11 protein-coding genes and 1 pseudogene are annotated in these 15,226 nt (G+C 65.5%); 7 read left to right on the top strand and 5 right to left on the bottom strand.

Going from position 1 to position 15,226, the window contains the following annotated elements; all coding sequences use genetic code 11:
• Positions 1–34: 34 nt before the first annotated feature.
• Positions 35–1,590: pseudogene (locus tag AAFN86_RS26000) on the bottom strand (ISL3 family transposase).
• A 220-nt stretch (positions 1,591–1,810) separates the two neighbouring features.
• Between AAFN86_RS26000 and AAFN86_RS25995 the strand changes: the two are divergent.
• The 4 genes from AAFN86_RS25995 (at position 1,811) to AAFN86_RS25980 (ending at position 6,929) form a co-directional block, all read left to right on the top strand.
• A complete protein-coding gene (locus AAFN86_RS25995) occupies positions 1,811–2,890 on the top strand; it encodes a TauD/TfdA family dioxygenase (RefSeq protein ID WP_347546529.1) in 1,080 nt (359 codons plus the stop codon).
• A 260-nt stretch (positions 2,891–3,150) separates the two neighbouring features.
• On the top strand, positions 3,151–4,233 hold the full coding sequence (locus AAFN86_RS25990; protein ID WP_347546528.1) for a TauD/TfdA family dioxygenase: 1,083 nt from the start codon (positions 3,151–3,153) through the stop codon (positions 4,231–4,233).
• Positions 4,234–4,254: 21 nt separating this feature from the next.
• Positions 4,255–5,226 carry a tripartite tricarboxylate transporter substrate-binding protein gene (locus AAFN86_RS25985; RefSeq protein ID WP_347546527.1) on the top strand — a complete coding sequence of 324 codons (972 nt, stop codon included), beginning with the start codon at positions 4,255–4,257 and terminating at the stop codon, positions 5,224–5,226.
• Positions 5,227–5,579: 353 nt separating this feature from the next.
• The gene (locus AAFN86_RS25980) at positions 5,580–6,929 is read left to right on the top strand and encodes an LLM class flavin-dependent oxidoreductase (RefSeq protein WP_347546526.1); all 1,350 of its coding nucleotides are present in this window, start codon (positions 5,580–5,582) and stop codon (positions 6,927–6,929) included.
• 7 nt (positions 6,930–6,936) lie between these two features.
• Here AAFN86_RS25980 and AAFN86_RS25975 read toward each other — a convergent pair whose 3' ends face one another.
• From AAFN86_RS25975 to AAFN86_RS25960, 4 genes are all read right to left on the bottom strand, one after another.
• On the bottom strand, positions 6,937–7,869 hold the full coding sequence (locus AAFN86_RS25975; RefSeq protein ID WP_347546525.1) for a LysR family transcriptional regulator: 933 nt from the start codon (positions 7,867–7,869) through the stop codon (positions 6,937–6,939).
• 83 nt (positions 7,870–7,952) lie between these two features.
• The gene (locus AAFN86_RS25970) at positions 7,953–8,264 is read right to left on the bottom strand and encodes a DUF4387 domain-containing protein (protein ID WP_347546524.1); all 312 of its coding nucleotides are present in this window, start codon (positions 8,262–8,264) and stop codon (positions 7,953–7,955) included.
• A gap of 1 nt (position 8,265) precedes the next feature.
• Positions 8,266–9,627, bottom strand: a complete 1,362-nt coding sequence (locus AAFN86_RS25965; RefSeq protein ID WP_347546523.1) for an acyclic terpene utilization AtuA family protein — start codon at positions 9,625–9,627, stop codon at positions 8,266–8,268.
• A 14-nt stretch (positions 9,628–9,641) separates the two neighbouring features.
• Positions 9,642–11,012, bottom strand: coding sequence for an LLM class flavin-dependent oxidoreductase (locus AAFN86_RS25960; protein WP_347546522.1), 1,371 nt, complete (start codon positions 11,010–11,012; stop codon positions 9,642–9,644).
• Positions 11,013–11,292: 280 nt separating this feature from the next.
• On the opposite strand from AAFN86_RS25960, the gene AAFN86_RS25955 reads away from it, so the two are divergent.
• From AAFN86_RS25955 to AAFN86_RS25945, 3 genes are read left to right on the top strand one after another with little or no spacing between them, the layout of a single operon-like run.
• Positions 11,293–13,335, top strand: coding sequence for an ABC transporter ATP-binding protein (locus AAFN86_RS25955; protein WP_347546521.1), 2,043 nt, complete (start codon positions 11,293–11,295; stop codon positions 13,333–13,335).
• 15 nt (positions 13,336–13,350) lie between these two features.
• A complete protein-coding gene (locus tag AAFN86_RS25950; protein ID WP_347546520.1) occupies positions 13,351–14,304 on the top strand; it encodes an ABC transporter permease in 954 nt (317 codons plus the stop codon).
• Positions 14,305–14,312: 8 nt separating this feature from the next.
• On the top strand, positions 14,313–15,200 hold the full coding sequence (locus AAFN86_RS25945; protein ID WP_347546519.1) for an ABC transporter permease: 888 nt from the start codon (positions 14,313–14,315) through the stop codon (positions 15,198–15,200).
• The last annotated feature ends 26 nt before the right edge of the window (positions 15,201–15,226 follow it).

The following is a 15,226-nucleotide window of genomic DNA, read 5'->3' as shown; positions in this document are numbered from 1 at the left end:
TCGGCACGGAAGCGGGGCTGATCCTCCATCCGTGTTACGCGGCTGAGACGAGACGGGCGCGCAGCAGGTCGAGCCGCGCGCGGCCGTACATCTGGCGTTTGAGCAGCTTCAGCTTGGTGATCTGGCCTTCAGTCTGGCCGTTGGCCATGCTTCAGTGAGTGCCGCCCGAACGGCGGCGAGGTCCGCGCTGAGACCTTTACCGAAAGACGCAAGCAGGCTGCTCCCTGCGTCATGCAGCCAAGGCGCAAGCGCCGCAACGTCACGGGCCCGCAGCATCTGCTGGAAGCGTTCGAACAAATTGCGCGCCGCGCCAAGCGCCGGCACGCCGGTTTCGATTGCAGCCACTGTGATTGCATCGGCCTTCGACAATTGCTCCCGGTCGATCGTCATCATTCGACTGACCTGGCGGGCTGGCGGCACCGTGCGGCTCATGACGCGCCCGGCCTTCTCGCCACGCCGCCGTCTGGTCGCCCATTCTGTCACAACCCGCAGGCCGCCTCCGAAGCCATCAGCGCGCATACGCCGCCAAAGCTCTGCACCGTTGTGGCAGCCCGCGTCCCAGTCGGCCGCGAGCCTGGCAAGGTGGGGGCCCAGTGTGTTCTGTCGGCCGCGGAACATGTCGCCATCACCGCCGCGCGGAACGCCGCGCACCAGTTTGCGGCTGCGGGCCGTTTGCCGGGCAATGGCCTTGATCGAGACACCTTGGGCAGCCAGGGCCTTGATAGTCTGGCGGCTATCCTGCCGCCGGACGAAGCCATCACACTGAATGCGCTCAGCACAGGTGAGCAGCGCGGGATCGATGACCGTCGATCCGAGCGCCTGACGGATCGGTGGCATCGATCGGCTTACCGCTTCGAGGAAGGCGGCACTGGCATTCTCCATGAGGTGCCAGCGGTCGGCCACCTGGATGGCTTGCGGCGCACCCTCGGTCGCTGCCCGACCGAAGCTGCCGCCACGATCGCGCGACACCACGCGGATCTCGGAATGCTCGGCCAGCCAGGCAGCAACGATCCCGGCCTCGCGGTCAGGGAGCAGATCGACGATCCGCCGCCGCTCCAGGTCGCAGATGATCGTGCCGTAGCGCTGACCCCGCTTCCAGGCGAAGTCGTCGATGCCAACAACCTGCAAGGCGCCGGTCAGTGGCGGGAGGGCGCGGCGCCTGACGACCCGCAGCAGCGTATCCCGGCTGACCGGCAGCATCACCTAGTGTGCCAGCCTCGCAGCCGGGCGGCCACCCAGCGCCACGCCGAGATGGTGGAGGATCCCATCGAGCCTCGCGGTGCGTCTGGCCGCCTTCAACGCGACGCCCGGGCCGAGCAATTCACCGAAGATCTGGCGCTTGCAGGCGGCATTCCCGCAGCGAAACCGCCGCACCTGAACCCGGAACCGGACGCAGCGGCCATGGGCCGGCAGATCCTGCAGCTGTCGTTCGTAGCGACTATCGATTCGCTCCGATCTCTGGCCGCAGCCGGTGCATGCTGCGTCCGGCGACATCGGATGAGTACTGACCACCACGTGGTCACCCTCGATGGAGACCGCGTCGACCGTGAGCCCGACCGGCGACATTGCGTGGCGTGACGGTCGCGGCATGCTGAGATTTCCTCGTGACTTGCCTGCCGCATCTAGCCGATCTGCACCGAGAGTGAATCAGAGCCCCGTTTGGACGCCGATCACCCCCTCAATGGGGCTTGTTCCACGCCTATCCACACCCATAAGCAAACTGGCGCGACACATAGGCAGATACAAATGGACGCCTCGCCGCGACGTCCACAGAGTCAGGGGCAAGCATCAAGGTGAAGCGGAGGAAACGATGTCGCATGCCCATGTGGCTGGCGCGCTACCGATGCCCGATGGCCCGATCAAGGGTCCGGCCGCGTGGCGCGGATCCGAGCTTCAGGCGGACCCCACATGGCTGCATCATTTTTCCGACACCGAGTTGGACGAGATCGCGACCGCGACGCGGATGCATAAGGCCTCCGGTCGTCAAATGGGCGAGATCACCCGGGAGAGCTTCAAGCTGCCATGCCTGGGCCCGCGGCTGGACGCTATCCTGCAGGAGCTCCTGCATGGCCGTGGCTTCGTCCAGTTCCGCGGCTTTGACGTCGGCGCTGTCACCATGGAAGAGGCGGCAATCGCCTATCTCGGCGTTGGCGTACATCTCGGCAGCTTCCGCTCGCAGAACGCGAAGGGCCACCTTCTTGGCCATGTGCGCAACCTTGGGCTCGACATCAACAAGCCGACGACGCGCTATTATCAGACCGACCGCGCGCTCGAGTTCCACACCGACAGTTGCGACATAGTCGGGCTGTTGTGCCTGATGCCCTCCAAATCAGGCGGCGAAAGCCGTATCGTCAGTTCCGTCACCCTGCATGACGTCATGCTCGAGCGCCGGCCGGATCTGCGCGCCGCACTCTTCAACGCCTTCCCGACCGACCGGCGCGGCGAGATCCCGAAGGGCATGCTGCCGTGGTTCGATGTGCCTGTGTTCAACTGGCATGCTGGCGAGCTGACCACGATATACTCCGGCCAGTATATCCGTTCAGCGCAGGCCAACCACGAAGCGGCACGCAGGCTGACGCCCATCGAGATCGAGGCGCTGGGATACCTCGATGCGCTCACCAATGATCCCAGATTGAACCTGACCATCGAGTTCCGGCCCGGCGACATGCAGTTCCTGCACAATCACCAGATCCTGCACAGCCGCACCGACTTCGAGGATTTTCCCGAACCGGAACGCCGCCGGCACCTGCTGCGCCTTTGGCTGGCGCCGGCCGGAGCTCGCTCGCTTCCGCCCAGATTTGCGCAGCGCTATGGCTCGCTCGAAGTCGGCAATCGGGGCGGCATCATCACCGAGAGCACCGTGCTCCAATTCGCGTTGGAGGCAACATGACGGTGTGTGGAACGCATACCTGCCGCCTCCGCCCTGCAAGATCGGGGGCGCTCGCGCTGCGCCGGAGTCTGGTGACGCCGGGTGTGGAACAGGTCCTTCGGCGCAGCCCCGGCTGCGGGCCATGCACCGTGCGGGCGCGCTTCGCCAGCCCGCTGTCGCCGGCGGTGCTGATGACGGACCTCCTCTGATCCGACGCGAGATGGCGGCGTGTTGCGTTGCACTGCGCGCCACGATCTACGGCCAACCATGAAAGCAACCAGATGCCCTACAAGACAGCTCTCACGCCTGCCCATTGGTCGGTCGAGGAACTCACACGCGACCAGAGCTGGATCTATCGCATCGATGCGGATCAGGCGGCCCACCTACGACGGAGTGTGCAGGCGGCCTACGATCCGGCTAGGCATATCTTCGACTACGGCAAGGACGACTTCGACCTCGGCTCCGCGCGGGACGTGTTCGCCGCCGCATTCGCGGAGCAAGCGCAGGGCCGCGGCGTCTCGCTCGTCAAAGGTCTTCCGCGCGAAGGCATGAGCGAGGCGGAGTTCGAGCTGATGACTTGGGGCATCGGCCTGCACTACGGTGTCGCCCGGCCGCAGGGCAAAGCCTCGCAATACATCTCCGCCGTACGCGACGCCGGGCAGACGTACCGCCATGGCGGCGGGCGCGGCTATAACACAAAGGCCAGTCTGGACTTCCACATCGATGGCTCGGATGTCGTGGCACTCACCTGCTACAACGCAGCCAGGTCGGGCGGCATGAGCATGTGCTCCAGTTCCATGACCCTGCACGACCGCATGGCGGCGGAGCGGCCGGATCTACTCGAACTGCTCTACCAGCCCTACGCCTATAGCCGCCAGGGCGAGCAGGCCCCGGACGAGGCCCCTTACCTGCTCTGCCCGCTGTTCGGCATGCGCGAGGGGCGGTTGTTCGGGCGTCTCAACCGCAACCGGGTGAACATGGCGCAGCGGCTCGATGGCGTGGCGCCGCTGAGCGAGCAGCAATGGGAGGCGCTCAACCTGGTGGAGGAGATCATTCGCCGACCGGACGTCATGTTCTCGATGTGGTTGGAGCCGGGCGACATGCAACTCATCAACAACCATGTCGTGCTGCATTCCCGCACCGAGTTCGAGGATCATGAGGAGCCGGAGCGCAAGCGCCTGCTGTTCCGATTGTGGCTGTCGACACCCGATTCCGTCGCGCTGCCGCCGGAATGGGCCGAGTGTTACAAGTCCGTGGAACCCGCTTCCGTACGCGGCGGCATACGCGGCTTCGAGTGGAACGATGCCTGCCGCGCCTTCGAACGGCGCCAAGCCGACGCGCTCGGCATGCGCGTCGCGCATTAGAAAGCTGGGAAAGGAAACGTCATGGCAGTCCTTCGCCGCGTCCTGATTGGCGCCGGCATGGCCGGGTTGGTCGCGCCCCGCATTGCCTCCGCGCAGGAGGACTGGCCGCAGCGGCCGGTCCGGATCATCGTGCCGTACTCGCCGGGTGGCGGCACCGACCTCATCACTCGCGTCCTGGCGGAAGCCATGCGTCCGTCGCTCGGGCAGCCGATCGTCGTAGAGAACCGGGCAGGGGCCAATGGCGTCATCGGGTCGGACCAGGTGGCGCGCGCGCCGGCCGACGGCTATCTCTACGTCTCGGTCACCAGCGGTCATCTGACCAACCGCTATGTCATGCCGAACATGCCGTTCCATCCAGTCGACGACTTCACGCCTGTAGCGTTGCTGGCGGCCTACCCGATGGTCCTGGTGGCCAGCAGCGCGGCGCCGTTCAGCGATCTGCGCGAGCTGATTGCCTATGCGCGCGCCAACCCGGGACGCGTGAGCTTCGGCACATCGACGGCCTTGAATTCCTACGTCGGTCATCTCTTTGCCCGTCAGACACGCACCGAGATGACGGAGGTGCCGTATCGTGGTGGCGGGCCGATGATGGCCGATCTGATCGCCGGCCACCTGAATGTTGGCTGGGGCAGCCCGGAGTCGGCCTTGTCGCAGATGAACAGCGGCCGCATCCGCATCATCGGTGTCAGCACGAGCGAACGGCTGCCGCTGCTGCGCGACGTCCCGTCGATCAGCGAGGCGGGCGTGCCGGACTTCGATTTCATGGGATGGGTCGGCCTGTACGGGCCTGCCAACCTGCCGGCGCAGATCCTGGTCCGCATGAATGCTGCGCTGGACGCCGCCATCGCCCAGCCGGCCATCCATCAGCGCATCATCGCCATGGGGAACTACGGCAATGTCGAGGGCGCGGTCGCCTTTGCGGCGCGCACGCGGGCAGATGATGCCCGCTGGTCGCGCGCGGCACAGGAGGGCCTGCTGCAGCGCGCGGGCTGAAGGCGGCAGGCTCTCAGTTGGGCGACTGCCACTCATCCTTCAGCACCGCGCAGAAGACGCGGCACGCGGGAGTGAGCGCGTTTCCGCGCATCTGACGGGCGGTATGCTCCAGAGCCAAAAGGCGGCGCCTCGCACAGGAACAGGCCTCATGCGCGATGCCCCCATCCGATGCAAGTAGCACCATAGGAATCAGCAATCGATGCATCATTCCTAGTGATTGGCAATCGCTCAGCGGCGCTCTTAGCGTGCCGACCACGACAGTCGGCGGTCACGAGTCCGATATTGAAGACCATGACGTTCGAAGCTGAACGGATCCGGGTGCGTCCAGCGGCTCGCCACAGAACGAGGAAACCATGACCACAGCCAAGCGCCAGATGAGCTTGATTGCCTTCATGCAGGCGCAGAACTGCACGAATTATGTCGGCTCCTGGCGGCATCCCGCTTCGGCAACGGACTTCCTGGCGCCGGAATACTACCAGCGCATCGCCCGCACGCTGGAGGACGCCAAGTTCGACATGGCGTTCTTCGACGACAGGCTCGCGATGCCCGATATCTACGGCGACGACCACCGCGCGACGGTCGAACACGGCATCCGCGCCGTGAAGCTGGACCCTACGACCGTCATGATGACGATGGCGGCGGCGACGTCCCGGCTTGGTCTCGGCTCCACCTACTCGACGACTTACTACGAGCCGTTCCATGTTGCTCGCCTGTTCGGCACGCTGGACCTGATGACGAAGGGGCGGGTCGCCTGGAATGTTGTCACGTCGCTGAACGGCTCGGAAGCCGAGAATATGGGTCGCGACGAACACATGGAGCATGATGCGCGCTACGATCGCGCTGACGAATTCGTCGACGTGGTGACGCGCCTGTGGTCGTCGTGGGAAGACGATGCGCTGGTGGTGGACAAGGCAACGGGTCGCTTCGCGGATCCGCAGAAGGTCCATCGCCTCGATCACCGCGGGGAATACTTCCGGTCGCGCGGACCCTTGCCGGTACCGCGCTCGCCCCAGGGGCAGCCGGTCCTGCTCCAGGCCGGGCAGAGTGGACGCGGCATCGCTTTTGCCGGGCGCTGGGCGGAAGTGGTCTTCGCCTCCTATCACTCTCGGGATGTGGGTCGGAAGCAGTACGCGGCGCTGAGGGCCGCGGCGGCGGCCGCAGGCCGGGATCCGGATCTCGTCAGGATAGCCCCGTCAGCCAAGATTATCCTGGGGGAGACGACTACCATGGCGGACGACAAGCGCGCGCTGACGGAGGCCCTGGCGAAGCCCATCGACAGTCTGGCGCTGCTCTGCGAGGTGCTGAACGTGGACTTCGCCACCCGCCCCTACGACGAACCGTTCTCGGATGAAGAGCTGGCTGAAGTCTCCTGGCACAGCCTGCGCGATCGCGTGATCCAAAAGAGCGGCAAGAAGAACCCGTCGGTCCGCGACTTCGTCGAGGCATCCGGCCGCGGCACGCTGCACGAGAGCATTCTGATCAGCGGCACGCCGAAGCAGGTCGCCGACCAGATGGAGGAATGGTTCTCCGACGCCTGCGACGGCTTCGTGATTTCGGCAACCGAGATCCCCGGAACCTACGAGGATGTCGCCCGGCTGCTGGTCCCTGAACTGCAGCGGCGTGGCCTGTTCCGGACCGAATATCCCGGCACCACGCTGCGCGCGACGATGGGCCTGCCCATACCGCGCGCACGGCGGCACTGACGACCGGCTATTCGGCCGCCGTGGCCTGAGAGGCCGCGTCAGGCCGGGGCCATTCCTGCCGCAAAAGAGCGTGGAAGGCGCGCGCCGCCGGTGACAGCGCCTGCCCCCGCAGCTGGACGACGCCGAAGCGCCTGGGGAACGGTGCTCCGACGATACGCGTAGTACCGATTTCCGCTTGGGATATGCAGCGCAACACGGATGTCGGCACCAGGGCGATGCCGACGCCGGCCGCGACCATGCCAAGGATGGTCTGCACCGTACGCGCGCTGAGGATCGGCTGGAAATCGAGCCCGCGCTTGCGGAACTCCCGCGTCACCGCCGCCACCAACGACACATGTCCCCTTGGCAGCAGCATGGGGTAGCGCAGGATTGCGTCCAGCGGCACCATTGGTTCATTCAGCAGCGGATGTCCGCGCTGGGCAACGACGACCGACTCGTCTTCGTGCAACAGGTCGAAGCGGAAACGCGCATCCGGGTTGTCCATGACCATGACCGCGAAATCGGCCCGCCCTGCCGCCAGGTGATCGAGCGCTTGGGACAGTACGGTCTCATGGATATGCACTGCAACCCCAGGCGCCATCTCCGCAAAGCGGCGCACGACGGGCGGTAGCACCACCGCGGCGACCATCGGTGATGCCGCGACCTTGACCTCCCGGCGGCGCGCCTCCCTGACGGCCTGAAACTCAGAAACGAGGGCACGCATCTCATCGACGATCGGCCGCGCCCGCATGCGCAGCCGTTCGCCCGCATCGGTCAGGACGACATCGCGGCCAGTCCGGTCGAACAGCCTTGCGCCGAGTTCCGCCTCGAGCTTTTGCACACGCTGGCTGATCGACGGTTGCGCGAGCGCGAGCATCCTCGCGGCCTTCGTGAAGCTCCCGGTCTCCGCAATGGCGAGAAAGGTCTCGAGTTCCGCCGGATCCAGCGAGATGCGTCGCACGATTCCTCCCGACCCTCGGCATTTGAGGCCGAGGTCCGGGCATGCTAGTCGCGCGTCATGGGGCGGAAAAGAGGCCAGCGCGGCTAAATCGGCACCTCCACGTCCAGTAACGGCGCATGTTGCTGTGCACCATAGACATCGGTGTCACCGATATCGCCCGCCGTGACGAGGCGCGGGATGGTCGCCTTAAAGGCGTGTCCTGGCTCGTAGGGCGTGAAGAGAACATCCTTCTCGTCGACGCCGTAGAGCTTTGCGAAAAGGGCGGGGCACAGCACCCCGGTATCCCGTACGCGCCGGAACGTCTCGAGCTCATCGAACATGACGTCGATGGTCAAGTCGAAGGGGCCGGCGTTCTTGCTTTTGCAGACGCGCGCGATGTCTCGGATGCGGGGCATGTCAGACCGTCTCGTGCTCGATCGGGAACAGGGTGCAGGGATCGGAGGGAAGAACGACATGGTTCATCGTGAATCGGAAAACCTCTCCGGCCATGAGGTCGGACGGCGAGAATGGGATCGCCATGTTGCCCTCCTTGCATAGGCGGCCGGGAAAGTCGCTGTGCAGCATGCTGGTGCGCGACAGCGCGATGGCAGCCTGTGCGATGTCAGGGTCGCGGGCCACCACGTCGATGATGAAGCCGAGTTCGTGCGGCGTGGCGTCGGTAACGGGCTCCCGGCTGCTCATCACGCCATTCCGGCCATAGGTGTGGATCGTCAGCCTGTAGTCATCGGGCTGGATATCGAGATCAGCCGCCTTCTTGCGCACGAGATCCCGCACCAGGCCAAGGAAGTGGTCGACCTTGCCGATCAGAACCGGATCCCGCGTGCCGCAGACGCTGATCGCACGATGACCGACGCGCTCCGCGGCCTCGACCTTGATCGAGTAGTCTTCCGCCGGAACCCAGCGCATGCCGGAGATCCGCGTGGCCTTGGGCGATATCTGGTCGAAGCGGCAATCGCTGGTATCGAGCACGCCGCCAGGTTCGACATGGCGGATCGGACTCGAATTCTCGTGCAGTCCCATCGTCGCGACGGACAAGGGCGTGCATGCGCGGTCGCCCATTGGTTCGCAGACCACGCCATCCTCACGGACGATCACATGCAGGCAATCCGGCCCCTTCGGCCATGCCGGGAGCGCGCCGCATTCCAGCATCTTGCCGGCGTACCAGGCCTGCGCGGGCGGCAACTGGGCACTCATTGCGCTGGCGGCGAAGGGCGCGGGGTCGCTGCTGCGGCCGCCGAGGATGATCTGCGCGCCCTCATCGAGGGCTCGCATGTAGGGCTCGGGGCCACATAGCCCCACGATCCGCTCGGCGCGCTCGACGGTGCCGGTATCGAGTGGTCCCATGCGGCCCAGCGGACGGGTACGGCCATCCTGCACGTGACGCAGCATGGTGGCCTTGTCCTGCTCCGAATGGATCAGCGCCATCTTGAAGCTGAGGCCTTCTTCCTTGGCGAGATCGCGCACCATCTGCGCCACCAGCTGAAGGTGCGGCTCGCCGCCGGCGCCGCCGGCCGTCCCGACCACCATCGGAACCCTATGCTTGATCGCCGCGATCAGCATGAGCCGCAGGTCACGCTTCATGGCGCGCAGCGACACGAAGGGCTTGCCACTGCCGAGGTAATACGGCCCCGGATCGCTGCTGCCGCCGTCGCAGCCGATCATGTCCACGCCACGTTCCATGGCTGCATCCAGCGCAGCCGCCGGGTAGCCGTATCCCAGAATGCCGCTTGTCGAGACCATCCTGTATTCGCGCGCCATGCTGCTTCCCCCGTCTAGATCGTTCGCTTGGGCACGCCATGCGCGACCGGGCGCGGCAGCCCCATGTTCTCCCGCAGCGTCGTGCCGCGGTACTCCGTGTGGAAGACGCCGCGTCGCTGCAGTTCGGGTACGACGTAGCGGGTGAAGTCCTCATAGGACCCGGGCCGGTGGGTCGCGGCGACGACAAAGCCGTCGCACCCTTCACCCTGGAACCAGGCCTCCATCTCGTCTGCGACGTCGGACGCCGTGCCGCAAAAGACAGGCATCTCGTAGAGCGTCCCGCGCTTCGAGAGGTCGATAAAGTCGCGCGTCGTTGGATGCGGTGTCCCGGCGGCCTGCGCTACACGGTCGCGCAGCGCCTGTTGGCCGGTCATGGCCCGCATGTCCGCGTCGGTCATCGGGGCATCGAGGTCGCGACCCGCGAAGTCGAAATTGAGGATCTCGCCGAGCAGGCAGAGCGCGTCCTCGGGCTGGGCGAGCGAGGCCAGGAAGGCTTCCTTCTCCTTCGCGATGCTGCGCGTCTCGCCGACCACGGCATAGATCGGTGGCGCGATGTGGACGTGGTCGGGATTGCGTCCTGCCGCGGCGATAGCGGATTTGAGTTCGCGATACTGCGCCTGCGCCGACGTCAGCGACTTGTAGGATGCGAAGATCAACTCGCCCCAGCGCGCTGCGAAGGTCTTTCCCCGTCCACTCTGCCCGGCCTGGATCACGAGCGGGTGGCCCTGTGGCGAGCGTGGGACCGTGAAGGGTCCGCGCGATCGGAAATACTTCCCCTCGTAGTTCAGCCGATGGACCTTGTCGGGGTCGGCGAAGATTCCGCCGGGCCGCCGATCCACCTCCAGAGCGTCATCCTCCCACGAATTCCAGTGCCCCAGGACGCATTCGATGAACTCGTCGGCGCGATCGTACCGCATGTCGTGCGGCAGGTGCCCGGCAGCCCCCATGTTCAAGGCCTCGGAATCGTTCAACGAGGTGACGACGTTCCACGCCGCGCGCCCGCCGACCATGAGGTCGAGCGTCTGGAAGGTCCGCGCAACATGAAACGGCTCGTAGTAGGTGGTCGAATAGGTGCCGCCGAGACCAATATGCCGCGTTGCCATGCCCATCGCCGTGAGCAGCGGGATAAGGTCCATCTTCACCGAACGGATGCCGTACTTCACCGCCGTCCTGTAGTCGTCGCCGTAGATGTCCGGCATCGCCAGGCGATCGTCGAAGAAGGCGAGGTGAAACTTGCCTTCCTCGAGCGTGCGGGCAATCCGAACATAGTGGTCCGCGGTCAGGAAGTCGGGGATCGCCTCGGGGTGCCGCCAGGACCCTGGAAGGTTCGAGCAGTTCTGCGCTTGCAGGAAGCCGACCAGCGTCATGTTCGTACGCTTGCCCAACCGACGGACCTCCATCGCGACCCGATGGAACAGTAGGACTGCCGGAATGGCGCGAACCAATCGGAACTGCCAATGCGCCCAAAGCCGTTCCCTATCGGCCCTGCGCCGTTGATGTAGCGCAAGATCCGCAAATTTCCTGAGACTTCCGCCTTCTCCGGACTTTTCGTGGCGATGCAACCCGCGCGGAGGCGACGTGTGCACCATGCCGCGGCGCTTGCTGCGGGGTGGCGATGATGCAAGCGTCACCGCACCGAACAAGAGTGAAGAAGGAAGCGTCCGGATGCTGCTGCCGTCACGTTCTGATGGCGATCTTGTCGTTGATCGCGCGTCGGCGGCGGCTACGCCCCTGCTTTCAGTCGAGAACCTGGCGGTCGAGTTCACGACCCCGCGTGGCCAGCTGCGTGCCGTGGACGGTGTCTCATGGTCTGTGGCGGCTGGCGAGACGCTGGCGCTGGTGGGCGAGAGCGGATGCGGCAAGTCCGTCTCCGCCCTGGCCGTCATGCGTCTGCTGCAGCGCCCCATAGGCCGGATCGTACAGGGCCGCGTGATGTTCGACGGCCAGGACCTGCTCGCGCGATCCGAGGAAGGAATGCGCGAGATCCGCGGCCGCGACATCGCCATGGTGTTCCAGGAGCCGATGACAAGTCTGAATCCGGTGCTCAGCATCGGCCTCCAGCTGGCCGAGCCGCTCCGCATGCACCTCGGCATGACCACGGAACAGGTCCGGGCGCGCTCGATTGAACTTCTCGGGATGGTCGGCATCAGCGATGCGGATCGGCGGCTCGGCCAGTATCCGCACCAATTCTCCGGTGGCATGCGCCAGCGCGTCATGATCGCTATCGCGCTGGCCTGCAATCCGCGCCTGATCATTGCCGACGAACCGACGACAGCCCTCGACGTGACCATCCAGGCACAGATCCTGGAACTGATGAAGGATCTGTCGCGGCGCCTCGGCATCAGCCTGGTGATCATCACGCACAACCTCGGCATCGTTGCGCGCTACGCCGACCGCATCGCGGTAATGTACGCCGGGCGGATCGTCGAGCAGGGGCGTGCAGACGCAGTCTTTGCTGCCCCAAGCCATCCCTATACGCATGGGCTCCTGCGCTCGGTACCGCGCCTCGATGAGACGCGCGTCGGTCGCCTCGAGACCATCGAAGGCCTGCCGCCAAATCTACTGGCCCCGCCGCGCGGATGCCGCTTCGCGCCACGCTGCCGGCTTCGCGCCAAAGCCTGCGAGGAGGATCCTCGCCTGCAGGACATTGGCGATGACCATCACGCCGCCTGCCACTTCGCAGGCGAACCTGTCCCGGAGACGGTGCAGTCGGGGACGACCGTGCCATCGCCGAGCGACGGGCCGCCATTGCTCGCAGTGAGCAGCTTGGTGAAGCACTTCCCGATCAGCCTCGGTGGACTCTTCGGCGGCACCGGAACAGTGCGCGCCGTCCAGGATGTCAGCTTCACGGTCCGGCGCGGCGAGACGCTGGGCCTGGTCGGCGAGAGCGGCTGCGGCAAGAGCACGGTCGGCCGTCTGGTGCTCAGGCTCGATGATGCCACCTCCGGCGACATCGCCTTCGATGGTGAGGACCTGACGCGGGCGGGCCCGGCGCGGCTGCGCGATCTGCGTCGGCGGATCCAGGTCATCTTCCAGGATCCGTTCTCCTCGCTCAATCCGCGCATGAGCGTCGGATCCATCATCGCGGAGCCTCTGCGAAAGCGACTGAAGCTCGGGCGCGGCGCAGCGCGCGATCGTGTCGCGGAACTGCTCGATCAGGTCGGCCTCCACCGCGACATGGCGGAACGCTTCCCGCATCAGCTTTCCGGTGGGCAGCGGCAGCGCGTCGGCATCGCGCGCGCCCTTGCCATGGAGCCGGACTTCATCGTCTGCGACGAACCGGTTTCGGCACTGGATGTCTCCATCCAGGGGCAGATCGTCAACCTGCTCCAGGACCTGCAGGCGCGACTGGGCCTGGCCTATCTGTTCATCGCGCATGATCTGGCCGTGGTGCGGCATCTCTCGCACCGCGTCGTCGTCATGTATCTCGGCCGTGTCATGGAGATGGCGGATCGCGACACGCTCTACAGTGCTCCGCTGCATCCCTACACCAAGGCACTGCTGGACGCGGCACCGGTGCCGGATCCGAAGATCGAACGCGCGCGTGCGCCCCGCCTGATCGGGGGTGAGATTCCCTCGCCGCTCACGCCGCCTGCCGGCTGCGTCTTTCACACCCGATGCCTGATGGCCGGCCCAGAGTGTCGTGAGGTCGTCCCGCCGTTGCGCGAGGTCCACCCCGGTCACTTCGCCGCCTGCATCAAGGTCTGAGGAGGGACGCGCCAGATGCTTCACTATACCGCACGCCGTATCCTGCTGATGATCCCCACGCTGCTGGGCGTGGCGCTCCTTACCTTCTTGATGCTGCGCGTGATTCCCGGCGATGTCGTGGAGCTGAAACTGCGGGCCGACGGCGGCCACGTGACGCAGGAGATCGTCGATCGCGAGCGTGCTCGGCTCGGCCTCGACAAGCCCTTGCCCCGGCAATTCGTCGACTGGATGGCCGGCCTTGTCACACTTGACCTGGGCACCTCGATGTGGACCGGGCGCCCGGTAGCAGAGGAGATCGGCGGCCGCATCGGGTTGACCATGCAGGTTGCCTTCATGGCGGCGCTCATCTCGGTCGTCATCGCGATACCCCTTGGCACGGTATCCGCGCTTTATCGCGATACCTGGATCGACAATGCCGTGCGCATCATCACCATCGCAGGGCTGGCGGTGCCGTCCTTCTGGTTCGGCATGCTGATCATCCTCGGCCTGCTGGCAGTCTTCCGGTGGTCGCCGCCCATCACCTACACGCCCTTCTTCCAGGACCCTGTGGCCAACATCTCGCAACTTATCTGGCCGGCGCTCGCAGTGGGCTACCGGTACTCCGCAGTCGTCGCGCGGATGATCCGATCCTCGATCATCGAGGTGATGCGTGAGGACTACATTCGGACTGCACGGGCCAAGGGTGTCTTCGAGCGCCTGGTCGTCGCACGGCATGCGATGCGCAACGCGATGCTGCCGGCGATCACCGTGATCGGCCTGGAGTTCGCCTTCCTCATCGGCGGCCTCGTCGTCACGGAACAGGTGTTCAACCTCAATGGCATCGGCCGGCTTTTTGTTGAAGCCGTGTCGCGCTCGGACTTCATCCTGATCCAGGCGCTGGTCATGTTGCTCGCGCTCGTCTTCGTCGCCACCAATCTTGTGATCGACCTGCTCTACAGCGTGCTCGATCCACGGGTCCGGTACCGCTGAGAACCGCCATGTCAGCAACCACCGCAACGGCCGGACCGCTGAAGCGCCGCAGTGCGCTGATGACCTTCCTGCGCACGCAGCCCATGGGCGCCGCCGGTCTCGTAGTCATCATCCTCATGACGGTCGCCGCGGTCATGCCGCAGGCATTGTCCCCCTACGAGCCCGAGGCGATCGACTTCGCATCCATGCTGACGCCGCCATCCTGGGAGCATCCGCTCGGCACCGACTCTTTCGGCCGAGACATCATGACGCGCCTCATCTACGGGGCGCGGACCGCGCTGACGATCGGCTTCCTGTCCTCCTTCATCGGCTGCACCCTCGGCGGGCTGCTTGGCCTCACCTCGGCGTTCTTTGGCGGCTGGGTCGATCTGCTCCTGCAGCGCTTCGTGGACATGGTGCTGTCCTTCCCGATCATCGTGCTCGCGCTCGTCGTGGTGGCGGTACTCGGCAAGGCATCCGTGGCGGGCGTGGACTTCAACTTGGTCTTCGCGATCGCGATCCCGATCATCCCGCGTGCCTCGCGGGTGGTACGGTCAGCCGCTCTCGCTGTGCGGGCCATGCCCTACATCGATGCGGCGCGCGCCGGTGGCTATTCGTCGATGCACATCATCCTGCGCCACATGGCGCCCAATGTGCTCGCGCCCTACATGATCCTGCTGACGGCCTACATCGCCCAGGCGATCCTGCTGGAAGCGTCACTGTCTTTCCTCGGGCTCGGCGTCTCGGAGCCAAAGGCAGCCTGGGGGCTGATGCTCGCCGGCGACAGCGCGAGCTTCTACCAGGAGGCGCCCTGGATGATCATCTTTCCCGGCGTGGCCATCTCGCTCGCCGTCTTCGCCTTCAATCTGCTGGGCGACTCACTTCGCGACTGGCTCGACCCGAAGTTCAGGACCTGACCAGCCTGGCCCACATAAACGCGACA

The sequence above is a fragment of the Roseomonas sp. CAU 1739 genome (assembly GCF_039839775.1).
Taxonomy (GTDB): Bacteria; Pseudomonadota; Alphaproteobacteria; order Acetobacterales; family Acetobacteraceae; genus Neoroseomonas.
Note: the sequence above shows the minus strand (reverse complement) of the source record. Positions and strands in the feature narration are given on the sequence as shown.